Annotated in this window: 24 protein-coding genes; 18 read left to right on the top strand and 6 right to left on the bottom strand. The window is 36.6% G+C overall.

Features of this window, described 5'->3' with window-relative positions; genetic code table 11:
* The first annotated feature begins 1,223 nt into the window (after window positions 1-1,223).
* From ACQKNX_RS22435 to ACQKNX_RS22405, 7 genes are all read left to right on the top strand, one after another.
* On the top strand, window positions 1,224-1,820 hold the full coding sequence (locus ACQKNX_RS22435) for a DUF1643 domain-containing protein (protein WP_427430753.1): 597 nt from the start codon (window positions 1,224-1,226) through the stop codon (window positions 1,818-1,820).
* Window positions 1,821-2,098: 278 nt separating this feature from the next.
* Window positions 2,099-2,245, top strand: a complete 147-nt coding sequence (locus ACQKNX_RS22430; protein WP_427430752.1) for a hypothetical protein — start codon at window positions 2,099-2,101, stop codon at window positions 2,243-2,245.
* Between the two features lie 52 nt (window positions 2,246-2,297).
* Window positions 2,298-3,050, top strand: a complete 753-nt coding sequence (locus tag ACQKNX_RS22425; RefSeq protein ID WP_427430751.1) for an alpha/beta hydrolase — start codon at window positions 2,298-2,300, stop codon at window positions 3,048-3,050.
* 273 nt (window positions 3,051-3,323) lie between these two features.
* Window positions 3,324-4,505, top strand: coding sequence for a DUF2399 domain-containing protein (locus tag ACQKNX_RS22420; protein WP_427430750.1), 1,182 nt, complete (start codon window positions 3,324-3,326; stop codon window positions 4,503-4,505).
* A complete protein-coding gene (locus tag ACQKNX_RS22415; RefSeq protein WP_427430761.1) occupies window positions 4,496-5,899 on the top strand; it encodes a hypothetical protein in 1,404 nt (467 codons plus the stop codon). Before ACQKNX_RS22420 ends, ACQKNX_RS22415 begins: the two co-directional genes overlap by 10 nt.
* Complete coding sequence (locus ACQKNX_RS22410; RefSeq protein WP_427430759.1) at window positions 5,850-6,521, top strand: hypothetical protein; 672 nt, start codon at window positions 5,850-5,852, stop codon at window positions 6,519-6,521. The genes ACQKNX_RS22415 and ACQKNX_RS22410 overlap by 50 nt, the downstream gene beginning before the upstream one ends.
* Window positions 6,518-9,715, top strand: coding sequence for an AAA family ATPase (locus tag ACQKNX_RS22405; RefSeq protein WP_427430749.1), 3,198 nt, complete (start codon window positions 6,518-6,520; stop codon window positions 9,713-9,715). The genes ACQKNX_RS22410 and ACQKNX_RS22405 overlap by 4 nt, the downstream gene beginning before the upstream one ends.
* Window positions 9,716-10,412: 697 nt before the next feature.
* Here ACQKNX_RS22405 and ACQKNX_RS22400 read toward each other — a convergent pair.
* The gene (locus ACQKNX_RS22400) at window positions 10,413-10,574 is read right to left on the bottom strand and encodes a helix-turn-helix domain-containing protein (RefSeq protein WP_427430748.1); all 162 of its coding nucleotides are present in this window, start codon (window positions 10,572-10,574) and stop codon (window positions 10,413-10,415) included.
* 204 nt (window positions 10,575-10,778) lie between these two features.
* Here ACQKNX_RS22400 and ACQKNX_RS22395 point away from each other — a divergent pair, with 204 nt between their 5' ends.
* From ACQKNX_RS22395 to ACQKNX_RS22385, 3 genes are all read left to right on the top strand, one after another.
* Window positions 10,779-11,696 (top strand): HNH endonuclease, encoded by a 918-nt coding sequence (locus tag ACQKNX_RS22395; RefSeq protein ID WP_427430747.1) that lies wholly within the window; start codon window positions 10,779-10,781, stop codon window positions 11,694-11,696.
* A 215-nt stretch (window positions 11,697-11,911) separates the two neighbouring features.
* Entirely contained in the window at window positions 11,912-12,751 is an 840-nt protein-coding gene (locus tag ACQKNX_RS22390; protein ID WP_427430746.1) for a GIY-YIG nuclease family protein, read from the top strand.
* 68 nt (window positions 12,752-12,819) lie between these two features.
* Window positions 12,820-13,392, top strand: a complete 573-nt coding sequence (locus tag ACQKNX_RS22385; RefSeq protein ID WP_427430745.1) for a hypothetical protein — start codon at window positions 12,820-12,822, stop codon at window positions 13,390-13,392.
* 168 nt (window positions 13,393-13,560) lie between these two features.
* On the opposite strand, the gene ACQKNX_RS22380 is transcribed toward ACQKNX_RS22385, so the two are convergent.
* Window positions 13,561-15,114, bottom strand: a complete 1,554-nt coding sequence (locus ACQKNX_RS22380; RefSeq protein ID WP_427430744.1) for a bifunctional metallophosphatase/5'-nucleotidase — start codon at window positions 15,112-15,114, stop codon at window positions 13,561-13,563.
* A gap of 184 nt (window positions 15,115-15,298) precedes the next feature.
* Here ACQKNX_RS22380 and ACQKNX_RS22375 point away from each other — a divergent pair, with 184 nt between their 5' ends.
* The 4 genes from ACQKNX_RS22375 to phnE (ACQKNX_RS22360) all read left to right on the top strand — a co-directional run bounded on the left by ACQKNX_RS22375 (window position 15,299) and on the right by phnE (ACQKNX_RS22360) (window position 18,863).
* Window positions 15,299-16,387 carry a phosphate/phosphite/phosphonate ABC transporter substrate-binding protein gene (locus tag ACQKNX_RS22375; RefSeq protein ID WP_427430743.1) on the top strand — a complete coding sequence of 363 codons (1,089 nt, stop codon included), beginning with the start codon at window positions 15,299-15,301 and terminating at the stop codon, window positions 16,385-16,387.
* An 83-nt stretch (window positions 16,388-16,470) separates the two neighbouring features.
* The gene (gene phnC / locus ACQKNX_RS22370; RefSeq protein WP_427430742.1) at window positions 16,471-17,256 is read left to right on the top strand and encodes a phosphonate ABC transporter ATP-binding protein; all 786 of its coding nucleotides are present in this window, start codon (window positions 16,471-16,473) and stop codon (window positions 17,254-17,256) included.
* Window positions 17,231-18,046 (top strand): phosphonate ABC transporter, permease protein PhnE, encoded by an 816-nt coding sequence (gene phnE, locus ACQKNX_RS22365; protein ID WP_427430741.1) that lies wholly within the window; start codon window positions 17,231-17,233, stop codon window positions 18,044-18,046. Before phnC ends, phnE (ACQKNX_RS22365) begins: the two co-directional genes overlap by 26 nt.
* Before the next feature lie 10 nt (window positions 18,047-18,056).
* Window positions 18,057-18,863 (top strand): phosphonate ABC transporter, permease protein PhnE, encoded by an 807-nt coding sequence (gene phnE / locus ACQKNX_RS22360; protein ID WP_427430740.1) that lies wholly within the window; start codon window positions 18,057-18,059, stop codon window positions 18,861-18,863.
* Between the two features lie 312 nt (window positions 18,864-19,175).
* Here the strand turns inward: phnE (ACQKNX_RS22360) and ACQKNX_RS22355 are convergent, their stop codons facing one another.
* Window positions 19,176-19,634, bottom strand: coding sequence for a hypothetical protein (locus tag ACQKNX_RS22355; RefSeq protein ID WP_427430739.1), 459 nt, complete (start codon window positions 19,632-19,634; stop codon window positions 19,176-19,178).
* Between the two features lie 40 nt (window positions 19,635-19,674).
* Between ACQKNX_RS22355 and ACQKNX_RS22350 the strand changes: the two genes are divergently transcribed.
* Window positions 19,675-19,821: a hypothetical protein gene (locus ACQKNX_RS22350; protein ID WP_427430738.1), complete on the top strand. Its 147-nt coding sequence runs from the start codon at window positions 19,675-19,677 to the stop codon at window positions 19,819-19,821.
* A gap of 271 nt (window positions 19,822-20,092) precedes the next feature.
* Here ACQKNX_RS22350 and ACQKNX_RS22345 read toward each other — a convergent pair whose 3' ends face one another.
* Entirely contained in the window at window positions 20,093-20,233 is a 141-nt protein-coding gene (locus tag ACQKNX_RS22345; protein WP_427430737.1) for an amidohydrolase family protein, read from the bottom strand.
* A 223-nt stretch (window positions 20,234-20,456) separates the two neighbouring features.
* Window positions 20,457-21,401 (bottom strand): urea transporter, encoded by a 945-nt coding sequence (locus ACQKNX_RS22340; protein ID WP_427430736.1) that lies wholly within the window; start codon window positions 21,399-21,401, stop codon window positions 20,457-20,459.
* Window positions 21,402-21,914: 513 nt separating this feature from the next.
* Between ACQKNX_RS22340 and ACQKNX_RS22335 the strand changes: the two genes are divergently transcribed.
* Complete coding sequence (locus tag ACQKNX_RS22335; protein WP_427430735.1) at window positions 21,915-22,763, top strand: MBL fold metallo-hydrolase; 849 nt, start codon at window positions 21,915-21,917, stop codon at window positions 22,761-22,763.
* 329 nt (window positions 22,764-23,092) lie between these two features.
* Here the strand turns inward: ACQKNX_RS22335 and ACQKNX_RS22330 are convergent, their stop codons facing one another.
* On the bottom strand, window positions 23,093-24,271 hold the full coding sequence (locus ACQKNX_RS22330; protein ID WP_427430734.1) for a NupC/NupG family nucleoside CNT transporter: 1,179 nt from the start codon (window positions 24,269-24,271) through the stop codon (window positions 23,093-23,095).
* 387 nt (window positions 24,272-24,658) lie between these two features.
* Here ACQKNX_RS22330 and ACQKNX_RS22325 point away from each other — a divergent pair, with 387 nt between their 5' ends.
* Both ACQKNX_RS22325 and ACQKNX_RS22320 read left to right on the top strand, forming a co-directional pair.
* Window positions 24,659-25,366, top strand: a complete 708-nt coding sequence (locus tag ACQKNX_RS22325; protein ID WP_427430733.1) for a DNA alkylation repair protein — start codon at window positions 24,659-24,661, stop codon at window positions 25,364-25,366.
* A gap of 52 nt (window positions 25,367-25,418) precedes the next feature.
* A complete protein-coding gene (locus ACQKNX_RS22320; protein ID WP_427430732.1) occupies window positions 25,419-25,880 on the top strand; it encodes a GNAT family N-acetyltransferase in 462 nt (153 codons plus the stop codon).
* Window positions 25,881-25,975 lie beyond the last annotated feature (95 nt).

Raw genomic sequence — 25,975 nt, 5'->3', positions numbered from 1 at the left:
CGACGTTGACGTGACATAGTAGCACGCTCCTTTAAGTTGGTAGTCTAAGTGTACTAGCCCTTATTTTTTATGTCCAACTTAGTGTAGCCGATTCATATTGTTATTTCCATTAGTGTTTGGCCTACAAATATTAAGGTAATGGTATCCATTAAGCCAATTATGACTCTACTTGTTAGTCTGTTTAATTCATCAATATTACCGATAATTGGGGAGTGAGTGCTTTATTAGTCAACAATTGATAATAAAAAAATTGTATAGATAGAACAAGAATCTCCTCTTACGAAAGTGTAAGAGGGGATTTAATTTTCTAATAATAGGAGCATTACTTTAAAAAGTAGTAGATCCTTTTTCTTCTTCAGCTAACAGGGTGTTTTAGTTAAAGAAAATAGTCAAATCAAAAATGATAATCTTTGAGAAATATCCTGAATTTTAGTCACTTTCCTAAGCAGCACTATTTTTAAATTAATTAAGCTATTCTAATAATTGACTAATAAAAAAGATTGAAGCATTTGCAGCTCCAATCTTAATTTACTGAAAGTTATAAAGTTGCCCGCAACAACGTATTTCTTTAAAAGGCATTTTAATGGCATTATTACGAATAGAAAAAGAGCTAAAAAGGCGTTGAGATTGCTATTAATCGGTCAATACAAGAATCACATGCTACTTTTACTTCAACACTACTACAATCCATTAAATCATTATCATTTACTCCGAGTTTTTCAAAAAAACTTGTAAAAGTATATCCCTTTTCAATTAAATGTTTTTTTTTGAACCATTCCAAGATATTTTGAGCCATAGAGGAATAATTAATCGCATTTCATCATGCTTCTTTCAATTGATTCTTTAGATATTATTCACAAAAAGAGGCACAATTTAGTCATTATTAACAAAAAAGTATACTGTTTATTCTGAATACAAAGAAATGTTATGTGAAGGAAGAAAAAAAGGGCGTATAATAAAAAATAATCCGGATATATAAGATGGGGAATTATAATAAAATTTACCTTTATTTAATTATAAAACATTAAGGGTTAGTAGATTTAATATTAGAAAGTTTTTCATTAACAGAAATCATAGAGTTAAATAATCTGTTGATTTTAATAAAGAATTCATTGAAATATTTACTCCATAGATATTTCATATATATTCAAGCAGTCATTGATAGTATTTATTAATTTTAAAAACAATCAAAGACACAGACACTTCATACGAGGAGGTGAAGTATGGAAAGAGTAAAAAAAAGAATTTTCTACTACAAAGATGAGTATGTGAAAAATGTTGAATTAGTACATTATGATATTGCTACTAATAGGAGATATAGGTTAGATATAAAATTGAAGAATGGTGACAACGAAAAAGCTGTCCATTTAATGATGATTAATCCAAGTAAAGCAAATGAGGAAATTTCCGATAACACTCTTAATCGTATTATAAAATACGTTTTTTTAAATAACGCTGATGGTGTTTTGCAGGATATAGGGAAAATTATTATTACTAATCTTTATGTCGTATGTGAGACATATCCAGAAAAAGTAGATGAATATATTTCAGTACAAAGTTTGGATTTTGTTAAAGGGATAGATACTTACGGTAAATATAATAATAATACGATAATTGAAATGGCTCACAAAGAGGCTCAATTTACAATTACTGCTTGGGGAAAAGGGTACATATTTGATTATGACAATCGGATTCAAGAAATTATTAGCTTAATGAAAAACAAGGAAATATATCAAATGGAGGATTTGACGCAAGAGGGATATCCAAGGCATCCTCGGACTTGGGCTTATTCTTGGAAATTAAAAAGATACAATATTTAGGGGGAAAGTAAGGGTATTTTTTCCTTTCCCTTATATTAATCAATCTGAGTTTCGGGATTTTAAAAGGTAAACCTTAGTTAAATATCTAAAATGATGTAGCCATCTCATTTGAGGTGGTGTTTTTTATGTGCAAAGTAAGTTATTTCACTTTGCACCTCCAAGTGAAAACGAGATGTGGGTGCTATCATTAAAATAATGTTAAACTTTGTCGGGGGAATTGAAGGATGGCTCTGGTATGAAATCAGCTTTACCATCATGTCAACGTCCGTATAGTTGGAGTGTTCCGAATAGTCATCGACCAAAGTTTGAAATTAAAAATTATGAGCCTATTAGTCAATCTTGAAGACAAAAAATGGACAGAACAAAATGTGAACGAGCATATTTCAGGGCTAGTATTAACGGGGGAAGTGGATACTGGTACATAATTAGAACATTTTTGTATAGGTGAATATAATAAATAGGACAGGAGGATATAAGATGAAACAAAAGAAATCTCTAAAATTTAAAATTTTCACTGGAATTTTTGCTCTGTTAGTACTGCTGGTTGCAGGATTTTTTATTTATGTAAGTTCATACTATAAGGCCAGTTCGTTAGCTTTGGATAGTTTGAAATCGGACGCGATCGTTCAAGTAGAGGAAAATGGAGATATTTTATTTGAACCTGTATCGAATGCTAAAAATATCGGCTTTATTTTTTATCCCGGAGCAAAGGTAGAAGCTTCCGCATATTCACCTATAGCTAAAGAGATTGCGGCAAAAGGTTATACTGTAAGTATTGCGAAAATGAACTTTAACTTAGCCATTTTTTCACCGAATAAAGCAGACAATATAATAAGTAATCATAAAGAAATTGATACTTGGGTGATCGGAGGGCATTCTTTAGGGGGCGTAATGGCAGCAGATTACGCACTTAAAAATGATAAAATAAAGGGCTTGGTACTATTAGCATCCTATCCCCAATCAAAAACAAATCTAAGTAGTCAACCAATAAAAGTCTTATCACTATGGGGGAGCAATGATAAAGTTGCAGACTTAACCAAAGTAAAAGATACAAAAAATGTTATGCCAAGTGACGCACATTTTATCGAAATAAACGGTGGCAATCATGGAGGTTTTGGCGATTATGGACATCAAAAAGGTGACGGCGAATCTTCCATAACAAATAAAGAGCAGATGATGGAAACCTCACAGTATATTGTAGAACTGTTGGATAGTTTGGATCAGCAATAATTTGAAAAAAGAACTGCACCCCAATCATTGGAAGTGCAGTTTTTCTATGGTCAAATAATTTTCAGAACAACTTAAATCGAAATGATAGATTTCATGAAATAGCTAAGTCTAGGATTTATAATAAAATTAAATTTAAGATTTACCGATAAGTCGTAGCTGTATTCAAAAAGTGCCATCCGTTTATATTCGCAAGTACGGCTGTGCGCCCCACAACAATCAAAACATATGGTACGCTAACACTAAACTGGGTATAAAGTAGAGGAGGGTTTCGTAATGCATGAGGCATTTATCCAATCGTATTTTTTGAAAAAAGATGAGACGATTGAAAAGGTAGAACAGCAAGAGCAACTATTTGTTATGACGATTGTCAAAAAGACGGCGCGTACATTTCGTAAAGCCGCACATATAAAGATAACGATGAATACAGAATTTACTTCACCTCTGCCAAAAAAATTAGCATCTTATAAATTCACAACAAATGCGAAACGAACGTTACACGAAACGAATGACACGATTCAGCAGTGGTTACAACAGGGCTGGATTGTGCGCGAAATTCGTTATCACATAGACGGCATTAGCGTTAAAGAAGACAATTATCGCATTGGCCCGGCTTACATAGAAGCGCAACAACAATCTGAGCAGCAACAGCTCATAAAACAACAGCAACAGATGCAGGCGTTACAACAAAAAGCCGAGAAATTAACGTTACCGGAGTTATTCCAACATGCGATTAAATGGAACGTGCTACCTGAACAGTGGACGATAAAAAAGCGCATGAAATATATTGAGTTTTGTTTAGCGTTTTATGCGTTATCCTTGCATAAGGAACTATTTGATTTTAAGGAAATCGGCGCGACTTTGCACGATACAATTGGAGGTTCAAAGGTATTTGATCAAGAGCGCAAGGCTTTTTTAGCGCAACTGGAGCAAAGTGGTATTGACCCGACACTTTACGGGCTTGTGAGCATCGGAAAAATTGTGCCAATTTATTTTACTGGTAATATGCAAAATAGCCTTGCCACGTATGCGATTGGCGCGGTGCATGCGACAACGGATAATGCGGTCTTAACATCAACTTTTACAACGACAAATACAACATTATGGCTTGTTGAAAACCGTGCTATTTTAACGCGTATGGCTATAGAGACGGAGTTTTTACGGCAAACGAATTCTTGCATCGTTTGTTTAGACGGACAAATTCGTTCTGCACATAAACAATTTATAGAGCAATTACTGCATTCGGCTATTAAACAAACGATTATTTGGACAGATACTGATAGCTCGGGTATTACGATTGCCAAATATGCCGCAGCCTTAGTTCAGGGAACGGTGAAAATTGTTGGGCGTGATTATGAACTGTATCATTCAATTGAAAGCTATGTAGCCCATGTGCAGGAAGCACATGAACAGGAACAGCAGTTAGGAGGGGTTGAACAGTGGATCAAATGGATGTAAAAGAACCTATTTCAATTTTTACAAGCGATTATCAAACCGCAGAGTTTATGAAATCAATGCGTGATTTAGCATCATTAGCAGGTGTATTAAAGGAATTAAGTACCGAAAAAATGTACGATTCCCCAATTGAAACTATTCGTTTTTTAAATGTCATTCAGTTAATTAATGAAGCATCTCTCGGCATTAAAGATGCCATCGATAATGAGGAAGTCCTGTACTACCGATATCAGTCTACGTATCCACAAGACAGTGAACCGCCAACATTAGCGCAAATTACGAGAATGCTTACGATTTTAGAACGCAATAATTGGATTGTTAAACAGAGCCGCCAAATTAAAATGCGTGACCGTGGAAAAAATTTAATGGACGGTTTAATTCGTATGGGTAATGATGCGCTGGCTTATTATTTGCAGGATGATATTGGACGCTCTCTATTTCAAGCGAGACGCGATGCTGAAATAAGCGCTGCCTATGACGATCAAGGGATTTCTGGAGGCAATAAAATTGCATCGATGATTTACAACGTTGAAGAGGCGATTAAGCAATTAGAGGAACGTCAGCTTGAACTTCTTGCTGATCGCAATGCCTTACCGCAGCTGGAAAAAATTAATCAACTAATGCTTGAGCTCGAAACAAAATTAAATGAACGTTTACAACAGTTTGGCACCGTCGAAGAAAGTACGAAAATGAGCGATTTAATGCGTCGCGGAACGGCTGCCATTTCAAAAGGAACTTCGCTCAGCTTAAGCTTACTGACAAAATATATACGCTTTGTTAATATGCAGCTCACACCTACCGCTAACACTATTTCACCAGAAAAGGTGCGTCAGTTTATTTTGGCGATGCATTCACCTGAAGCCAATACGAATATCCCAACAGCACATGATATTTTAAGTTTTATGGAACAAAATCAATATGAAGAAGAGGGAATGGATGGCCTATGGGTCCCTGTAAAATTTGCCGCACCGATTGGCCCACAAGATATTACAGATGCCGTACACTATTTACAAACTTATGAACCAAAGCTAGAAAAACCAATGTCTAATCAACTTGCGCATGAATATGCAGAGACCGAAATGGATGTACGCCCAATAAAAGAGGCATTGCAGGATGCTTCCTGGAAAATGACACAATCACTCATTGATACCGAACGAATTGAAAATTATTTAACCGAGCACGGTGAAACGGAAATGGAAGAGCTTATTGTGGAATCGAGTTCAAACAAATGGCATGATGCGATTCTTTCATTATTAGCTGTATCGGCATTAACGAGTAACAAAAAAGTAGAACAACAGCCTATCGAGCATACGAAGGACTATGAAAAACAATGGGAGTGGATAGATGATGACGACAAACGATTTACCGTTCGACAATACCCTTATGATGATGAATAGCTTAAAGGGCTATCTAACAACCGATGAAGAATTAGCGTTTATGCAGTTATTATTTTCTTCATCCGCATCGATTAAAGGGGCAAATTACGGCTTAGCAAAGAAGGATTTAGAAAAGCTACTTGGCATTAAAAATGGAGATGATGTTGCTTTCCATTCATTTATAAATAGGTTAAATGCCGCGTTAAGTCGCTATTTCCGTGTTATTTATGATGACCGTCGAGACCGCGTCATTGTCATGATGCATGTAACCGCAAAACATGCAAAATCAACATTAAGCAGTGAGGCACTCGCCATTATGCTCTATTTGTTTTATCACCAAGAAGTACTCGGGCATGAATTTACGCTCCTGCATCAAATCCTAGTTGATTTTGGCCACGAATCACTGAACGCCAACCGCAAATTAAAAAATAATATCGACCAACTGAAAAAAATTGGTGCGGTTACAGACTATGAATCAGTCTCTGAAGAGGCATATATGTTAACGGCCATAGGAGTACATATGTTTTCAGAGTCATTTTTACGACGCACAACGGAATTTGCCCAGGAAACACAGCTAAGTAAAGATGAAGTAATGAAGTTTTTCAATCGTTATAACTTACGTATCGAGGAGGAAAACGAATGATTCCGTATCAATTAAAAATTCATGGCGTTCGCGACTACTCACCGCGCAGCATTCATTTGGGGGAACCAGACGAGCATATTTTAATTACGGGTCCAAATGGTGTAGGGAAATCGACATTAACATTTTGCCTTGGGGCAGTGCTACATTCATCGAAGGTAGAACTAGAGGGACTTCGTTCAACAAATTTAAAAGTAAATGACCCTTGGAATGCACGTATTACACTCGTATTTTTAAATGAAGGCAAGACGAAAATTGATGGTCCAAAATTCATCGCTTTTCAGCTAACGGTCAATCAAGATACGAAAAATAGCCCGATTCAACGCGAATATGAGGTGTTACATGGGCAAGATGAAGAAACTTTAACATCTCATGCTCGATATACATCTGGTGGGACAGCAGGACGGACATTCAAGGCGTATCGTGAAGATTTGCGCGTGCGCTATAAAATTGAACCAGATATTTATTATCTAATTTGGTATCAGCAAGAAGTCAATCAATTTGCGGCGATGTACCCGGAAGAGCGTTTCCGCAAATTTAGTGACATGTTCGAGATTTCTGAGATGCAAAAGGAATGGGAAGCTTCATTAGAAAAAATTAAAGAAGTTCGTATGGAAATTGAATATTTAAAGGCTATTCAAAAAGGTGCAGAGTTAAGCTTAAATGCCGCTCAAACCGATCTTAATAAATATTTAGATAACAAAAAACGTATTTTCACATCCGGCCAAAAATATTATATGTTGCTCCATCAAATGATCGCGTATTATAGTACTTCGATTGAAAAGACGTCTGAGCAAAAAGCGAATGATCAAGTGGAGAAGGAAAAACGGATTGTTACGCAACAAAAATTAAAGCAAAACATGAGTGAACTAGAGCAACAAAAAACACAATTGTCACAAAATATTGAGGCATTGTTACAGCAATTAAATCACATAGACGATCAGCTACTACAACGACAAAATGAAGATAAACAACAACAAACATTACAGCAGGAATTAGAACAGCAACTTGAAAAAATTGATGAAAAGCGCAAGCATTTACGTTTTGATGCTGAAACGACACAACATAAGCTAGAAGAAACAAAAAAACAATTAGCTACGATTACAAATCAATTAGGTGAGCTCAGTAATCAGCACACCCAACTGCGCAATCAAGAACGCAAGCTCGAACAAGAAAAATTCCGTTTAGAATTCACTTCATCGGAGCTAAAAGGTGAAATCATAAAGGCAGAAAAGCATAAAGCAATCTATGGAAGCAGTGCGCAAATCGAGCAACATATCAACATCTTATCGCTGCAAAATGAGCAAGATTTTGAACAAATACAGCGTCTTAATATGGAACTACAATTGATGGAACAAAATGTTAAACAGTATGAACAAAAAAAGGTCGTATCAACACGCCAGCAGCAAGGACTACTACATTTAAAGCAACAGCAACTAGAGGCGTACCCGTTACGTGAGTTGATTGAGCTTATGCCATCTGTTCCAGTGCAGTTAGAAAAGCAGCTTGATGCGATTAAATATACTATTTTTTATGTCGGAAAAAACTATAAGCCAGTCAATGATTTGTATTACGTATCACTTCCCCAACTTGTGCCAACAGAAAGTATCTCAAAGCTACCAGAGTACGGCTTACAAATTCGTAGCGATTTAACTGAACAGCAGCGGAATTATGCGAATAAGGCACTTTGGTGGGTGAAGCAATTTTTCTTAGAGAGTCCGAAAATCGAGCAAGGCCTGTTATATGATACACGCGGTATTCGCGGTGCGCAGGAAGCGGCGCAATATATTTTAAGTGATGGGGCAATCGAAAAGCTGTTGCAGGAAGTACAACAGAAATATTCAAAAACAAAGAACGAGAAGCAACAATTAGAACAACAATACGAAGAAAAAAAACAACAGTTGAAACAGCTTCAAAGCCATCTTCATACAATGCAATTAGCCGAAAGTACATTATTAAAGCAAGCGGATTATGCATCTTATATGCAGCAGCTTGAACTAGTCAAACAAAAATTATCAGATTTTTATGATGAGCAAACAGTACTTGAAATTCAATTAGACAAGCTAAAAAGGGAGCAAATTGAAGCAGAGCATAATGTGGATTTTTATGAAGAACAGTGGGGAATTCACGATGAGCTCGGCGCATTTGCAGACCAGCAAATGCAACTACAACAGATTGTGCAAGCAAGAAAATACTTGAAACAAAACATTCGAACGCTTACTACGGATCAAGAGACAAAAGAACATGAAATCAATCAACATAAACGTGAGCAATCACGACTAGATGAACAGCATCAACAATTTAAAAGTGATTTGAATATCGTAGAAAGTCAAATAACAGGTTATAATTTAACGATTCAAAAGGCAAAGGACAAGCTCGAATTGGATGAAACGATGAAAAGTCGCTATGAGCTCGAATTGATTGAACTTGAACAGATACTACCGCAAGAAGCACAGCAACTAGACGAACAACTTGCAACGAACATGTCACTGACGATGCTACAAGCTGAAAGCGAACAAGCACAAGCGCAGCTACGTAATGCACGCTTAGAAAAAATAAACGAAAATGCCCAGCAAAATTACAATCAACAAAAGGCTGATTTCGATAAGAAAAACGCTGAGTTAGCGAAGTCGGAGCAACTCCTTGAAAGTAATACGATTCGTGCAAATGAGCAAGAAGATCGCTTAGAAACTACGATTACAATGCACTTAATTAAAATCAATACGCTTTTCCAAAAATATATGGATTTGTTCCAGTTTGAAGGACAAGTCGAAAAAGAACGCATTGAAGAAAAATCAGGTCGCGTCATTTTCCGACTATACATTAAAGCACGTAAAATTGGCCATCAAGGCGCACTAGAAGATGTAAGCATGAAAGCTCGTAGTGGCAAGGTAGGCTTAGGCGTATCCGGTGGAGAAGAATCACTAAGCTCACTCCTTTTCGCACTCGCACTACTACAAAACTTAGCCACTTCACCAGGCTATATCGTCCTCGACGAATTCGATAGTGCATTAGACGATGAACGAAAAAATAAAGTATTCAATCTCTATGCCGAAGAGCTACAACGTAAACTAATCATTGTATCGCCAAAGGGACATGATGAAACATATTACAACTGCTTCTCAAAAGTATTCATTGTGGAGCACGATGCAACGATTCCGAAAAGTACGATTCGGGGGATACAGAATAAGAAGTGAAAGTAATTGCTTTGGGTTAATAGTTATATAAGGGTGTGTTAGAAGTTGTTAAACTTTTTAACATATCCTTTTTGGTGTTTTGTTGAAGTGATTTAATTATTTGTAGCATACAAAAATCGGATACCATTATCTGTCTTTCTACAAGAGAAAAAACTTAAGATATAAAAAATATTCAGCAATTACTAGTTGTGTAAAATTAATGGTTGCAAGTCGAGTAGTAAATTTAATGGAAAATCAAAGAGTATTTAACAATATAATTTTGACACGGAACTGCCGTTTTAAAAAATATGCTGTAATCATTTAAATGCCTCGAAAATTAAAAGAGGTTCTTTGTATTTTACTTAATAATATGAATTGAGGGGATTCAATTGCCAAATTGACCTTAACGGATGCATTGAATAAGCAAGAGGAAAGCAAGAGAAGTGATTTCTGTTTTTGTGCTTTACTTATAAAACAAAAAACCCCAGCCCTGCAAAATGGTAGCGGGGAAAGGGTTTCATCAAGAGCAATTCCAGCCCTGCAAATGATAGCGGGGAAAGTAACTGCTCTATATTAAATATATGATTAAACATATTATAGTATGTGGAAAAATAAATTGTCAATAATTGATAGTTAGAACGGGGGAATTCTTATTGAACTATAAAATCTTTTTTGATGGATCGAATAAATTAGATCAGCCTAATGGATTTTATTCATACTATGGAGCATTAGGTACGCCATTTTTTTGATAACGGCGAACCCATTCACTGACAACCTCTGCTGTCACACCGATATCTTTCGCAATTTCAAGCATGGTTTCATATCCATTTAAATATCGTTGAACTGATTGAATACGTTGTTCAACACTTACTTTTGCCATAAAAAAACCCCCGTAAAAGTTAGATTGATGTCTAACTTTTACGGGGCAGTTCAAATTGTGATAGGAGCTACTATGTCTTTTATTATTTGTAATTACCGAATGTGTACATAAAAAACGAGTTTCTGTATTAGATCAATTATATTTACATAACTACTTTGACGACTTTAGCTATAATAGAAGTAATGAATAGAAGAGGAGAACAAAATGAACCACTACATCGTCATGCAAGGGCACACCTATCAAGAAGAAAAAGAAGCAGAACTCATCTGGACACCACAAAAAGATAAAGGCGGAAACACTCCGCATTCATGGCGACGTGTGGGGGAAGTAAGCACGGGAGATCGTATTTTTCATTACGTAAAAGGAAAAATCGTTGCAATTAGCATTGCGCTATCTGATTGTGAGGAAGGCAAAAAGCCCGCTTCTCTGACATCATATGACCAGCGGGAAGAGCAAGGTTTTCTTGTGAAGCTGCAATATCATGAATTAGAACAATCGTTAACCATAAAAGATTATATTAATGAGTTGAAAATGTTATTGCCTGTTAAATATTCTGCTTTCCAGCAAGTAGGGGATGGAAATCAAGGCTATTTATATCCATGCAATGAAGAGCTGGCAATCAAGCTCTTAGATATTATTAGTGATATGAATATTTATCAAGTAGATGATGAACAGCTAGAATTTGCGATTGGCACGGTAGTACGTACAGAACGAAATATGCTTATTCCTGTGATTACTGAAACAGAAGCAGAAGCAAAACGTAAAATTCGTATTGGCCAAGAGAAATTTAAAGCTGCTTTATTACCTTTATGGAATCATCAATGTGCACTTTGTGGTATCGAACTACCGGCCCTTTTACGCGCAAGCCATTCTAAGCCTTGGCGTGAAAGTTCCAATGAAGAACGTTTAGATCCGTATAATGGTGTGTTGCTATGCTGTAATCATGATGCATTATACGATCAAGGCTATATTACATTTGATGGAACAGGCTTAATTCATATTTCTGAACGAATTCCAGCAACGAATTTTGGAATGTATAACATTCATCAAAAGATGAAGGTTTCAAGATATGAAGAGAATAAGCAGTATTTTAGATGGCATCGGAAGAATATTTTTCGATAAGCAGAGAGAGCATTAAAGCCTCTCTGCTTTTTTGTTGTCCGATGCACGTGATTAGTAAATTTATTCTAAAATTAGAAGTTGAAAATAATAATTTAGTGGTAAAATAATCATAATACATAAGGTTAAAAAGGACCTTTAAATACATATAAATGAGTGCGCGTTTTGTGCGCGTGGATGAGTCGGAGATTGAGGCACAAAAGTAAGGAGTGGTTGCAATGAGTTTTGGCAAAACAATCAAAATGTTCTTAATAGACGGAGACCCAAGTGGAAGATTAACGTGTGAATTATCCAACTGGACAGGGCTAGCATATAGAATACCAAGAACCGAAGTGAAAAAATGCTCGGATCGTCCTAACTTGAATTCTACGGGTGTGTATATGTTATTCGGTCGAAATGATGAAGATAAAGAAGCGGTATACATAGGGGAAGCTGAGGAAGTTTATACACGATTACAAAGCCATTTGCGTGAAAAGGATTTTTGGAATGAAGTTATTGTATTTATAAGTAAAGATGAGAATCTAAATAAAGCTCATATTAAGTACATTGAAAATAAACTATATGAAAAAGCTAAAGTCACAAATCGTTACTTTTTAATGAATGGGAACATTCCTCCGATGCCTTCAATTTCTGAAGCTGACCGAGCAGAAATGGATGAATATATTAGCAATCTTACAATGATGGTCAATACATTGGGTCATAAATTATTTGAAGAGATCAAAGATAGCTCAGATGTAAATGCAAATGATATTTTATCTATAAGATCGACCCGTGGTGTCGATGCTAAAGGCATTCAAACACAAGAAGGTTTTGTCGTATTAAAAGGATCTAAGATTGCAAATAGCATTGTAAATTCGTATTCAGAGCGTTTATTAGCAAAAAGAAATGATTTATTACATGCAGAACAAGTAAAAGTTGTTAATGATGAATTTGTAGTAATGGAAGATCTTTTATTTACTAGCCCGTCGGCAGCAGCTGATATTGTAACAGGGCGAAGTGCTAATGGGTTGATTGAATGGAAAGATAGGAATGGGAAAAGTCTGAAGGATTTAGTTTGAATTCCCCACACTCCCCCCATCCTAAGCTATACTTATATTCAAAGCAATCGAATGGAGTTGGGTAATAGGTGTTAAAAAACCAAATAGAATCATTTATAAATGAGCAAGCTGATAGTAAATTACTAGAAGTAGAAAAAACATACGCACAAAAGCACGCATTGTTAAATGAGGATGCAATGGTAGATACGGTTTCTTTGCAATTCGAAGTAATTGAACGTTGCAATAAGGAAAATGAAGAACTGATAGCAGAAGAAACAGCTTCGTTTCTAACAAATTCAGTTCAATATTTAAAAGAGCATTCAAATGAATTTATGTATGTGGCGTCTGAACGTTTTGATGTGATTCGCGTCGATTCGTTTGCGCTTGAATTCGATGGGGCGTTTGGTGTGTATAGTGCCTTGTTTGGATTGCGATTGCAAAAGAAGTACAGCGAATTTTTGCACTCGTATTTAAAAGCACATTTGCAACATGACAAGATGACGTATAGTGTGGCATTTTCTGGGGAAGACGGTCTATGGGAAGTAAATCTTGCGTTAGATGCGCTGGATGGATTTAGTGAGCAGCAGTCATTTGACGAAGTGTTAGCACAATTATATTCGCTTGTTTTTGAACTTCTTGAAGAACTTGAGGCGAGTGAATAACTAACAAATCGCTAGTATATCAATAAAGAATGTCCAACAAAGCCTAACTTTGTTGGACATTTTCTATTCCTAGTTGTTGGTCAGCCAATCTTCATATTCTCCGTTTCAAACCGACTATCTCCATACATAAAGAATAAAGCATAAACTTCCCACCTTTTTACTTACAGTTCAATATAATATAGTCCAATTTCGCCGACACTTCGCTTGAACAATCGGATTCTTTTCAAAATATCGGGCAATTAGTTCGGTCATATCGATTTGAACATCTTTGACAATAGGACAATCTACAAAATACGGGAAGTTTCCAGCACCGGTTGCACGATAGTTATTCATCACAACATCGTAGCATGCGTTGGGATTTAGCGGCTCACCTTGATAGGTCACTTCTGTTACTCTTTCTCCAATGGGACGACGAATATCTAGGGTGTAGTCAATTCCTTCCCACATATCATAATTATAAGGTTGCGCTTTTGGATGAAGGAAGCTTTCTGAGATCGTTAACTCCCCGTCCTTAAGTGAAAAATAAGTAGCATTTTGTTCAAGCGCTTGGATAATTTGCTCACCTTTTACGCGTAACACTTTTAATGTATTCGGGAAGATATAGTTCGTCACAATATGCCTCATAGTGACGTCGTTTGGAAATCCTCCAGGTCCATCGTGAAATAGTGCTGTGCATGAGATGGCGGTGTTGGTCGATGCCATTTGCACGTTTTGAATAAACTCGATATAAGGATGTTTATCGATACGTACTTGAAAGGCATCTGTAAATAACATATTTCCTTCAATGCGCCCTATTGGTTGATCTAACCAGTTTTCCGTTTGTTGATGAATGCTGTCCAATAGTGATGCTACGTTTGGATGGTTGGGGGTCGTTTCATCCACGTAGTGTAAAGTTGCTTCATGATGTTTGTTGATGATTTGTCCATTTTGCATATCCAGATCAATTGTAATGACAGCAAGGCAATTTCCTTTCGTCCCAGGCTGTACAACGGATTTAGTAAAGGCTTTTGTAGCAATTTCTCGATGTTGATGGCCAGTAATAAGAATATCGCAATCAAGTTCTCTGCACATCAGATAACCTTGATTTTCCCCAGTAAAAGGTTCTATTAACGCTCCTGATGATAAATCATGTGAAAACCCACCGTGATAACATAAAACCACCAAATCTACTTGTTCATGTTGACGTATATGGGAAATCCAAATTTTGGCGCTCTCAAAGGCATCATGGAAATTTAAGCCCTCGATATGTGAAGCCTCTTCCCAGATGGGTACAAAATGTGTTGTGACACCAATGATTCCAATACGTATGCCATCTACTTCTTTTACAATATAAGGCTGTGTAAATGTCGTGCCATCTTCGTTAAAAATATTCCCGCTTAGCCATGGAAATTGTGATTGTGTAACAGCTTCTTTTAAGTAAGGGAGTCCGTAATTAAATTCATGATTACCGAATATCGCAACATCATAATTTAAGAAATTGGCTACGTCTATAATTGGATTTGAGCTCTCTATGTGATTGGCGTGGACATAGGAAGCTAGTGGACTACCTTGTATGAAATCACCATTATCGATTAATAGACTCGGTCTTTGTTCTCGGTATGCTTCTATAATGCTTGCTAATTTTACTAATCCTAAAGGTTCGACTGTACGGCGATAGGTAGTAGGCATAAGATAGCCGTGGATGTCGCTTGTTACGAGTAATTGCAGTTTTTTTGTCTCCATAAGACCTCCAAATAATTTGAATTGGCTATAGTATACGATGTTTAAATTGATAAAAAAGAAGTAAAAACAGAAATTTACATATATATTACAAATCTCTGAGAATAATACAAACAGTTCATATGTGGTTAACAATGCTTTGCTATATTTTAGCTGAGCATTTAATAATTTTGAGGGGGATACACATTTGAAAAAGTATATTATGTTTGCAACAACATTTCTGCTTGCTATGTTTCTTGTAGCGTGTGGAGATGCATCAACCGAAAATCAAAAATCTGATGGGGCAACAGATGCTACCGATAATTCAGAAACAGAAGAGGCTTCAGGTAACAAAACGCTAGAAAAACTATCAATTGGATTTGTTCCATCTCGTGATCCACAAGAAATTATTACAGCAACAGATCCGTTAAAAGATTTGTTAAAAACAGAACTAGCAAGTTTAGGTTATGACGTAAAAAATATCGATATTACAGTAGGGACAAATTATGAAGCCGTTGGAGAAGCGTTATCTGCTGGAACGACGGATATTGGGTTTATTCCTGGAGGTACATATGTCCTTTATGACGATGGGGCCGAAGTCATTTTAACCGCAACACGTGCAGGGTTAAATAATGATTCAGATAACCCTGTTGATTGGAATAAAAATGAACCAACAGAGGCAACGACAGAGCAAGCCATTTCATATCGAGGTATTTTAATCGCAGGTCCATCGAAGAAAGGGCAAGAACTTGCTGCGAAAGTAAATAAGGGTGAAGCATTAACATTTGAAGATTTAGATGGTGCAAACTGGAATGTCATGTCTTCATCTTCACCGGCAGGCTATATTTATCCAGCACTTTGGTTACAAGAAAATTTCAATAAAACGATTACAGACTTATCGAAAGTTGTACAAGCAGATTCTTATGGTACAGCATTTGCTCGTTTAGCCGCGGAGCAAACGGATTTACTTGTCACGTTTGCCGATGCTCGTCGTGATTATGCAGAAGCTTGGACAAGTGAATATAATCGTCAAGCAGATATTTGGGCAGAAACAGATTTAATCGGTGTAATGCCAGCTATTTATAATGACACAATTAGTGTAAGTAAAAACTCAGAAATAATGGACGATGAGCTAAAAAAAGCATTACAACAAGCGTTCATTAATATCGGAAAAACGAAAGAAGGCAAAGAGGTTATCGCAGTGTATAGTCATGAAGGATATCAGGAAGCAAAGGATTCAGACTATGATAATGAGCGTAAAGCCCAAGAAATTGTTCAAAAGTTAGGTTCAAAGTAATGGTCAGATGAGCAATCGAATACCAAGAGAAAATGAGAACGTTCTAGCAATGTTCTCATTTTTTCAAAGAATGGAGTAAAGAAATGATTGAATTTAAACAAGTACAAAAACAATATCCCAATGGTTTTTCAGCATTGAAAAATGTAAACTTGCAAATTCAACAAGGCGAATATGTCGCCATTATTGGGCTATCAGGGGCAGGGAAGTCAACATTATTACGCTGTATTAATCGTATGCATGACATCACAGGAGGCACATTATTGGTTAATGAGGTGGACATTCGTGCGTTGAAGGGGAAAGGCGTACGTCAATTTCGACGTAATATTGGCATGATCTTTCAATCTTTTAATCTAGTCACACGTATTTCTGTTATCAACAATGTGCTCGTTTCTTTTGTTCCAGAAATGCCATTTTGGAGAAAATTACTGGGGGTTTTCACTGAACAACAAAAGAAGGAGGCTTTAATGGCATTAGACCGTGTAGGTATTTTAGATAAAGCTTATGTACGAGTAGACCAGCTGTCAGGAGGTCAACAACAACGGGTGGCATTGGCACGTACGTTAGCGCAAAATCCGCAAATCATATTAGCCGATGAACCAGTGGCCTCATTAGACCCAGTAACAGCTCATCAAGTCATGGAAGATTTCCGCAGGATTAATAAAGAGCTCAACATGACGGTACTTATGAATATTCATCACGTGGAATTAGCACTCGAATATGCCACTCGCGTGATTGGTATTCGAGCTGGAGAAATCGTCTATGATGGAGCGGCAAAGGATGTTACAGATGCAGTGCTTCAGCAAATTTATAAAGGGCAGGTAGTAGAAGGGAGTAGCGTAGTAGATGTTCGGAAAGCTGTTACCAATTAAAAAAATTACACTGCCAAATGGAAAGGTAGTGACCGAAAAACGTACGCTTACACCTTTCGTTGTGGTCGTAATTCTTGTGCTTACTTATTTCTCGGCTGTCATCACAGACTTTAATGTTGCAACGATTATAAAACGAATCGGGCAATTTTTTGTGATATTACAACAAATGGTTCCTCCAACTTGGACGTATTTTCCTCACATTTGGCAGCCACTGCTAGATACCATTAAAATGTCGCTTTTAGGTTCTTTACTTGGAGCTCTTTGTGCATTACCTTTAGCAATCCTTGCTGCAAGTAATATTACGAGATGGAAGTCGTTATCAGCAACAATGAAGTTGCTGCTCAGTTTACTGCGTACGCTACCAACTTTAATTGCTGCATTAATTGCAACCTTTGTTTTTGGATTAGGAACGGTCGCGGGTACAGTGGCGATTTTTTTATTTACAATTGCTTATGTAGGGAAATTAGCTTACGAGCAAATTGAAAATGCTAATATGGAGGCTTTTGAGGCAATGCGTTCAATGGGCTTAACAACCATCCAGTCATTTCGTTATGCCATTTTACCTCAAATCCTTCCAAATTATTTATCGGTCTCGTTATTTTGCTTCGAAGGAAATGTGCGATACGCCTCCATTTTAGGCTATGTTGGTGCCGGTGGAATTGGGCTCTTGTTAAATGAAAGTTTAGGATGGAGAAATTATGCGAACGTCGGCATGATATTACTTTTATTAGTTGTGACGGTCTTTATGATTGAAACAATTAGTGAACATTATCGAAAGAAATTAATGTAGGAGATTATATATGGATGTCATTCAAAAACAATATGAGCTCGAACCGAATCGTCGTGTCCCACAATTAGTAACCATCGTCATTTTATGTCTTCTTTTTGGATGGTCTTTATCAGCAATTAAATTTGAGCAGCTTGCAACAAATGGTTTTACCATTGCTAAAAATATTTTACTAGGTCTTATGCAACCGGATTTGTCCTTATTAGTAAATTTTACGACAAGTGGAGTTCCATATTTATTGATTGAAACGATGGCGATTGCATTTTTAGGAACAATCGTTGGTTCTATTTTAGCCATTCCATTTGCTTTTTTATCTGCTTCTAATATTGTGCCAAAACCGGTAGCGTTTATTGTTCGATTTCTATTAATTATGATTCGAACAATTCCAGCCATTGTCTATGGGTTAATGTTTATTCGAGTAACGGGACCTGGCCCTTTTGCAGGTGTCCTTACGATGTCTGTTGTCAGTATTGGCATGCTATCAAAATTATATGTAGACGTCATTGAAGATCTAGATATTTCCATTCTGGAATCGATGGAATCAATCGGCTGCACAACGGTAGAAAAAATCCGATTTGGTATATTGCCGCAGCTTTTGGCATCATTCTTATCGATTGTCATTTATCGTTTTGATATGAATTTACGAGATGCAACAGTGCTAGGTTTAGTGGGAGCAGGAGGTATTGGTGCTCCATTAATATTTGCGATGAATGCCTATCGCTGGTCGGAGGTTGGTTCGATTTTACTTGGCTTAGTTATACTTATTTTAATGATAGAATTTATCTCCAATAAAATTCGAACGAAATTAGTTCAGGGATAATAATAAGTTTCGTATGTAATTTTGCAAAGAAGATGACTCCGGCTCAGGACGGTCTAGGGGTTTCGGCTTACTGTAAATTTAGGGAAATCGCCACCAAAAGCCTGGGAATCGCCAGTAAACCTAGGGAAATCGCCACCAAAAGCCTGCGAATCGCCCGTAAACCTAGAGAAATCGCCACTAAAAGCCCATTAATCGCCACTAGACCTAGAGAAAAAATAGCAACCACCGCCGTAGCGAACATCAACCGCATAGCTAAAAAGTGTTAGATTGATCGCCATCAATCTAACACTTTTTCTATTCTACGCAATCCTGTTAAGAAACCGTTTCCTCCACAACGACCATTCCTGAGGCAATAACCGCCAGAACAGGTGCTTTTTTCGCCTTCGGAATTAAGAAGTATAAGAACAGAATAATTGCGAACAATGCCATCGCGATATAGTCGATCGTATGGACAGCGGATGTAAGGCCGGCTGCAGTTGCTGTGGTAAAGATGGACTCGAATGAAACCCCTAAAGATGTAAGATGTTCAGCTAATGCACAATTTTCGTCAGTGACTGTTTGACCAGCGGCTAGTAGTGCGGCTGAATGCTCGCTGCCGGCTTCCGTTGTGGAAGCTAGTAAAGTCTCTTTACATGCAGTGTCTTTAAAAATGGAGAATAGCACAATACCTGAGACAGAGTCTAATGGTGTGCCGAAATCGCGGATGAATGAGAATAGGCCTGCGCCTGCTGCTAGCTTTTCTTTTGGTACTTCATTTAAGGCAAATTTCATTAAGATGGGTGTGTTGGCTACGGATAGGAAACCAAGACAAATGGCTAATGCCAAAATACCTGAAGAAGGGGCGACAGCACAGGAAATTACGAATCAGGTGTATGCACATAAGCCTGCAGAACTTGGTGGAATCTCAACGTTTAAAAAAGCAGTAAAACTGGATAATGAACTTGAACTTAAATTTTAAATAAGTTGGCGTTACTAGTTGATTGGAGTGGAGGGCGCGACACTCCTGCAGCAACAGCACATTCTGAAAATCCATTTTTACGGAAATGCCGAAAAATTAGTCGAAGTCAGTAAGTTTACAGGCCTATAACAGATACTTTTGCTTGAGAATTAAGGAAACTACTGACAAATGGGGAGTCAGTAGTTTTTTAATAATATATAAATAGATACTATCGGGGAAATAGTAATTATTTTATCTTTGATAATGCTAACTCATTATTTTTAAATACAATTTAGCCATTAATTATTGTAAATAATATATTGATATCTTTAATGGTCATAGGATCAACTGCTGTTGGATCCTTATCTAAAATTGCAAAATCTGCGAATTTTCCTATTTCAATACTACCTAAATCTTGTTCGTCGAAGTTCAATTGGGCTTCATAATTGATCTTAATGCGGTTGCAACATCAATTTTTTGTCCTCCACTCGTCACACGATTAACTGCTGCCCATATTGAAAAGAGTGTCAAAAGATAATAGAAATACAAAGTACGCAAAACAACCAGTATTTAAGTAAGATTTTTTTATTGGTAGTTTTCACGTACTTAGGAAATCCTAAAACAATTCAAACCCCCTACCTAAATCAATCTTCTATTTACAAATTAGGCATTACCTTTCTAGCACCTAAAAAGAGCCAAGTACTAAGTACAAATGGCATCGTTAGAACAGGGAGGCCATATGGTAAAAGCCAAGTACTAAAACTAGCAGTAAGCGGTATGGTTAAACATGTCGCTAGAATGCCTGAAATAATTCTAAAACGATTAGATTTGGTACTAAATACAGTAGAGACTGCCATACATGTTAATATCGCATTGTAGCCGTAAAGACCTCCTATTATTAAAGAGTGTTCTCCTCCAAGTCCATATGATATGAGTAAAGCGACGACACTTCCTATCACAGCATTTAAACCAAGTTTCCAACTAGCCCAAAATATAGCGGTATAAAGAAGTACACCTGATAAAGGATGATTCAAAAAAAAGATTTGCTCAATGTTATTCAAAAAACCTACAGTCCAATTTAACTCACCTGCAATATTTAGTTGCCAGTACGATAAACTTTGGGGTACTAAAGATTCACTTAAGTGGAATACGTTTAGTTTGTAAGAAGCTAAAAGGATAAACCATGTTAGGATGATAAAAGGAAAAGTAAGGATTGGCATGTCTATATTTTTCAAAAAATGCATCATTGTTGCTGTCAAGATCGCTGCAATCATTGCTCCTAATAGAGCGATGCCCCACCTAGAAGTTTCAGTTAAAAATAATGAAATGGCCAAAGCTGTTAAGACAGAATTATATCCAAATAGACCAGACCTAACACTATTTTCTTGCGCACCTCCTATTTTTCCAATTAGTGTGCCGACAATAGAAGATAAAAGTGAAATGATGCCCAATTTATAAGAATAAATAGTAATAGCTAATAAAATAATGAAGCCTGAAATGGCATTTTCAATAAAAACGACTTGAGAAAATCCCATGAGGGAAGCCAGTATAACGGAAGTGAATTTTCCTTTTGAAGTATAATTATTCATATTTTTCAACATACAATCACTCCTTCAAAAATCATTGTATTTGAAATTAAACCTACATATTGTGGAAAATAGTGGTTAATTTAAATACTAAATATGGTAATTATATAAATAACATGGTATAAAATGCAATTTAAAACCTCGCTAACCTAACTCATCATTTATAAAGTAATAAAAGATGGAATGAAAATATAATTTCACTCCATCTTTTTAATTGGTGACCAGTGCAAAAACTTTCTCATCGATATCGTATTGAACTTGAATTTTTGTAAATGAAATGCTGTTGTTTATATGACCTGTACTCTACGATTAGCATTTCCGCCACTATCATGTCGTAGTTAAATTTTAAGCACTATTTGCCCTTAACTTTCTAATTCCAAACCTTTTATATCTTTTAAGTCCTCGATATTATCAACCAAAGTAGAATAAAGCGCCATGCAATTGCTTCTTATTCACAAAAAAATTCTTCTAAAGAGTAAATTATTACTTTTTGAATTAAACTATTATAAATGGAAGGAGAATTTTATTATGCACTCAATTAACAAAATAGGTGAACGTTTTTGGTATATCACGCCAATATCAGAAACCGATCGCCCCATTCTAGGAATGGTAGTTGGCAATAACAAGACATTAATGATCGATGCAGGTAACTCGGAAGATCATGTACAATATTTTCAGGAAGAACTTTTAAAAATGGGGGTTCCTAATGCTGATATAGTAGTTTTAACACATTGGCATTGGGATCATATTTTTGGCCTGTCAGCACTACGTAATATTGTATCCATCGCTTCCAAAGCTACAAAAGATGAAATGGAGAAATTAATTCCGTTCTCATGGTCTGATGAAGCAATCGATGAGCGAGTAAAAGAGGGAATTGAAATTGAATTTTGCGCTAGAGCCATTAAAGAAGAATTCAAAGATCACCGAGATATTAAGATTGTTTTACCAGATGTGACGTTTGAAAAACGAGCGGAAATGGACCTTGGCGGAGTAACTTGCATCATTCAACATGTTGGAGGGGACCATGCTTCTGATTCAGTAGTTGTTTATATTAAAGAAGAAAAGATTCTTTTCCTTGCTGACTGTATTTATCCTAATCTTTACGCTGTAATAGAAAACTATACAGTTAAGGAAACGTTGCGCTTGTTGGATGAATTAGAGCAATTTGATGCGGATACATATATCCCTTCACATCAACAGCCGATTTCTAAAGAAGAGTTTAATCAAGAAGTAGCGAAACTTCGAACAATCGCCAACTTTACAAATCATTTCGGCGGAGACAAGCAGAGCATTATGGAGGAATATGAAAAACATGTACAAAGAGAACTGACAGAAGACGAAATCGAAACAATTTCGAACTTTGTAAATGGTTATTAAATTAAAATAAAAATACTGCCGTTGATTTGGATTACGAGCGGCGCTTTCCGCGGGCACACAGTAAGCGCAACCCTCGCTATTGGTCTGTTGCGTCTTACGTGCGTTCTGAGCAGGAGTCACCGCCCTCCACTCCAATCAACTTTATATGTATTGCTAGCAGTCTACAATAATTGCTACTTGGACATGGCAAACAGCTTCATAGAGAGGGGATGCTCGAAGAGTATGGCAAGAAGAAAGTAAGAACAACAAAAGGGATTAAGATTTTTATTCTTAATCCCTTTTATCTGGACGCGCTGAGGAGGTGGTGTACGCCACTTCCTTTCTCTTTTTTATAAAATTAAGCTAACAATGATACCTGATAGTACACTTACAAGTGTAGCACCAAATAATAATTTTAATCCAAAGCGTGCGACTACATTCCCTTGCTTTTCATTTAGACTTTTGACAGCCCCGACAATGATACCAATTGATGAGAAGTTGGCAAAGGAAACGAGGAAGACAGAAAGAATACCCATTGTACGTTCACTAAAGTGATGATCGCCTCCGGATAAATCCAACATCGCCACAAATTCATTCGTTACTAGTTTAGTCGCCATAATTGATCCAGCACTAATTGCCTCAGAGAAAGGAATCCCCATTATGAAGGCAACTGGTGCAAAGATATAGCCTAGAATACTTTGGAACGAAATGCCGAACAATAGCTCAAACACACTATTGAATCCAGCCATCAATGCAATGAACCCAATTAACATGGCCCCGACGATAATGGCAACTTTGAAACCATCAAGAATATACTCGCCGAGCATTTCAAAGAAGGATTGCTTTTCATGCTCGATTTCTAATATATCCTCGTTAGGGTCAATTTGGTACGGATTCATAATTGTAGCGATAATAAAACCGCCAAATAAATTTAATACTAATGCCGTAACAATATATTTTGGTTCGAGCATCGTCATATAAGCACCAACGATGGACATTGATACAGTCGACATGGCCGACGCACATAGAGTATATAAACGTTGATTTGAAAGTAGGCCGAGCTGTTTTTTTAATGTAATGAAAACCTCTGATTGACCGACCATCAATGAAGCAACAGCATTATAAGATTCAAGTTTTCCCATTCCGTTTACTTTACTTAATACCCATCCAATACCCTTCATAATGAATGGTAGGATTTTTAAATGCTGAAGGATCCCAATTAATGCCGAAATAAATATAATTGGTAGCAACACTGTTAAAAAGAATGGAGCTTCTCCTTCGTTCGCCAAGCCGCCAAAGACAAAGGAAACACCTTCACCTGCATATTCGAGCAACTTGTTAAAAACAGTAGCTATACCTTTGATAATAATTAATCCAAATTCTGTATTTAATAATAACAATGACAATAGAATTTGAATGACAATCATTGTGATAATTGGTTTAAATTTTATCTCTTTTCGATTGGAACTTGCCAACCAAGCCAAAAATAACACAATGAGAATACCTAAAATTGAAATAATGTATTGCATATGTAACCTCCTGATGAATTAAATCATGATGTGTTAGCTTTTAATAAAATTACTTTTCGCAAAGAAACTTCTTTTATTTTGATTGTAGTTATAATGTGTATATTGCCCAATTTAATAAAAAGAAACCGTACGTATTTAATTTTAATTAAGCTTTACTGAATAATGGTAACTAAGTGATATTAATAGAAAGTTGATAAAAAAGCAAAAAAAATGATTGTAGCAGAATTTTTGGTGGGTATTAGGAAATAAAAGGTGGAAAAAGCCATTTATTAACATATCGATATTAAAAAATACCTCTGCTGACAAATGATACTTTGATAGAGGATAATGGTGATATATTCGAGATTGTAAAAATAGTAAAATGCTAAAACGAAGGGAGTGCAAGAAATGAATTTTGAAATAGTAATGCAGGAGCTTGAAGCGCTAGGGAAGGAACGGACTAAAAAAATGTACATGTCCAATGGTGCACATGAGCCGCTTTTTGGAGTGGCAACAGGTGCAATGAAGCCTATAGCGAAGAAAATAAAGATTAATCAACCTTTAGCGGAAGAGCTATATGCTTCCGGGAACTATGATGCAATGTATTTTGCTGGCATTATTGCAGATCCAAAAGCAATGACGGAATCTGATTTTGATCGTTGGATAGATACGGCATATTTTTATATGTTGTCTGATTATGTGGTAGCTGTTACTTTAGCGGAAGCGGATATTGCACAACAAGTTGCTGATAAATGGATTGCTAGTGGGGAAGAGCTGAGAATGTCTGCGGGCTGGAGTTGCTACTGCTGGCTTTTAGGAAATCGAAAAGATGTTGAATTTTCCGAAGACAAGATTGCCAGTATGTTAGAAATTGTGAAAAATACTATTCATGATTCGCCAGAACGAACGAAATCTGCCATGAATAACTTCTTAAACACGGTGGGTGTTTCGTATATACCACTGCACGATATGGCGCTTGCAACAGCTAAAACGGTTGGTCCAGTAGAACTTAAAAAGGACAATAAAAAAAGTAGCTTCCTTCACGCTTATGAAAGTATTCAAAAGGAAATTGATAAAGGAAGAATTGGCTTTAAACGCAAATATGTTAGATGTTAAAAAGTCGCCAAATCGACCTAGTGAGACTACCATCGTAATAGGGAGGACTTTAATGAACCAATATAAAATCAGCATCATGCCATACAGCCCTGAATTTGCTGAGCAAACAGTGGCAATGTGGCGAGATAGCAAGGAACAGGCAATTGGACAGAAAGAAATGCATAGCGTTGAAAATCATATTTATTTTTTAAATCATATATTACCTGAACAGTTTCAAATAGATGTAGCGTTCATAGAGGAAACAGTTGTTGGCATGATTGCCTATAATGATAGTGAAATAAGCCAACTGTATATTCATATCGATTACCAGGGGTGCGGTATAGGTCAAACATTATTAAATAAAGCGAAGGCCCAATCAAGTGGGAGATTAACATTATACACATTTGAAGTAAACGACAAGGCACAACGTTTCTATGAAAAGCATGGATTTGAGGTTATCGGTAGAGGTCATGAAAATGAAGAGAATTTACCTGATATTCAATATGAATGGATACGCCAAAATGATAACTTCTAACTATGATTTCCGCTGCAGGCGGACGCTTTCCGCGGGCACACCGTAAGCCACAACCGTCGCAGTCGCGCCGCCTGTTGTGTCTTACGTATTGTGCT

The organism is Lysinibacillus sp. NPDC093712 (genome assembly GCF_050280025.1).
In the GTDB taxonomy this organism is placed as follows: domain Bacteria; phylum Bacillota; class Bacilli; order Bacillales_A; family Planococcaceae; genus Lysinibacillus.
The sequence above is the reverse complement of the archived record's forward strand: the minus strand, read 5'-3'. Positions and strand labels throughout refer to the sequence as shown.

Excerpts from the sequence above, each read along its gene's own strand:
- ACQKNX_RS22435 (WP_427430753.1), top strand. The coding sequence starts at position 1,224 with ATGGAAAGAGTAAAAAAAAGAATTTTCTACTACAAAGATGAGTATGTG.
- ACQKNX_RS22425 (WP_427430751.1), top strand. The coding sequence starts at position 2,298 with ATGAAACAAAAGAAATCTCTAAAATTTAAAATTTTCACTGGAATTTTT.
- ACQKNX_RS22420 (WP_427430750.1), top strand. The coding sequence starts at position 3,324 with ATGCATGAGGCATTTATCCAATCGTATTTTTTGAAAAAAGATGAGACG.
- ACQKNX_RS22415 (WP_427430761.1), top strand. The coding sequence starts at position 4,496 with ATGGATGTAAAAGAACCTATTTCAATTTTTACAAGCGATTATCAAACC.
- ACQKNX_RS22410 (WP_427430759.1), top strand. The coding sequence starts at position 5,850 with ATGACGACAAACGATTTACCGTTCGACAATACCCTTATGATGATGAAT.
- ACQKNX_RS22405 (WP_427430749.1), top strand. The coding sequence starts at position 6,518 with ATGATTCCGTATCAATTAAAAATTCATGGCGTTCGCGACTACTCACCG.
- ACQKNX_RS22400 (WP_427430748.1), bottom strand. The coding sequence starts at position 10,574 with ATGGCAAAAGTAAGTGTTGAACAACGTATTCAATCAGTTCAACGATAT.
- ACQKNX_RS22395 (WP_427430747.1), top strand. The coding sequence starts at position 10,779 with ATGAACCACTACATCGTCATGCAAGGGCACACCTATCAAGAAGAAAAA.
- ACQKNX_RS22390 (WP_427430746.1), top strand. The coding sequence starts at position 11,912 with ATGAGTTTTGGCAAAACAATCAAAATGTTCTTAATAGACGGAGACCCA.
- ACQKNX_RS22380 (WP_427430744.1), bottom strand. The coding sequence starts at position 15,114 with ATGGAGACAAAAAAACTGCAATTACTCGTAACAAGCGACATCCACGGC.
- phnC (WP_427430742.1), top strand. The coding sequence starts at position 16,471 with ATGATTGAATTTAAACAAGTACAAAAACAATATCCCAATGGTTTTTCA.
- phnE (WP_427430741.1), top strand. The coding sequence starts at position 17,231 with ATGTTCGGAAAGCTGTTACCAATTAAAAAAATTACACTGCCAAATGGA.
- phnE (WP_427430740.1), top strand. The coding sequence starts at position 18,057 with ATGGATGTCATTCAAAAACAATATGAGCTCGAACCGAATCGTCGTGTC.
- ACQKNX_RS22355 (WP_427430739.1), bottom strand. The coding sequence starts at position 19,634 with ATGAAATTTGCCTTAAATGAAGTACCAAAAGAAAAGCTAGCAGCAGGC.
- ACQKNX_RS22350 (WP_427430738.1), top strand. The coding sequence starts at position 19,675 with ATGGCTAATGCCAAAATACCTGAAGAAGGGGCGACAGCACAGGAAATT.
- ACQKNX_RS22340 (WP_427430736.1), bottom strand. The coding sequence starts at position 21,401 with ATGTTGAAAAATATGAATAATTATACTTCAAAAGGAAAATTCACTTCC.
- ACQKNX_RS22335 (WP_427430735.1), top strand. The coding sequence starts at position 21,915 with ATGCACTCAATTAACAAAATAGGTGAACGTTTTTGGTATATCACGCCA.
- ACQKNX_RS22330 (WP_427430734.1), bottom strand. The coding sequence starts at position 24,271 with ATGCAATACATTATTTCAATTTTAGGTATTCTCATTGTGTTATTTTTG.
- ACQKNX_RS22325 (WP_427430733.1), top strand. The coding sequence starts at position 24,659 with ATGAATTTTGAAATAGTAATGCAGGAGCTTGAAGCGCTAGGGAAGGAA.
- ACQKNX_RS22320 (WP_427430732.1), top strand. The coding sequence starts at position 25,419 with ATGAACCAATATAAAATCAGCATCATGCCATACAGCCCTGAATTTGCT.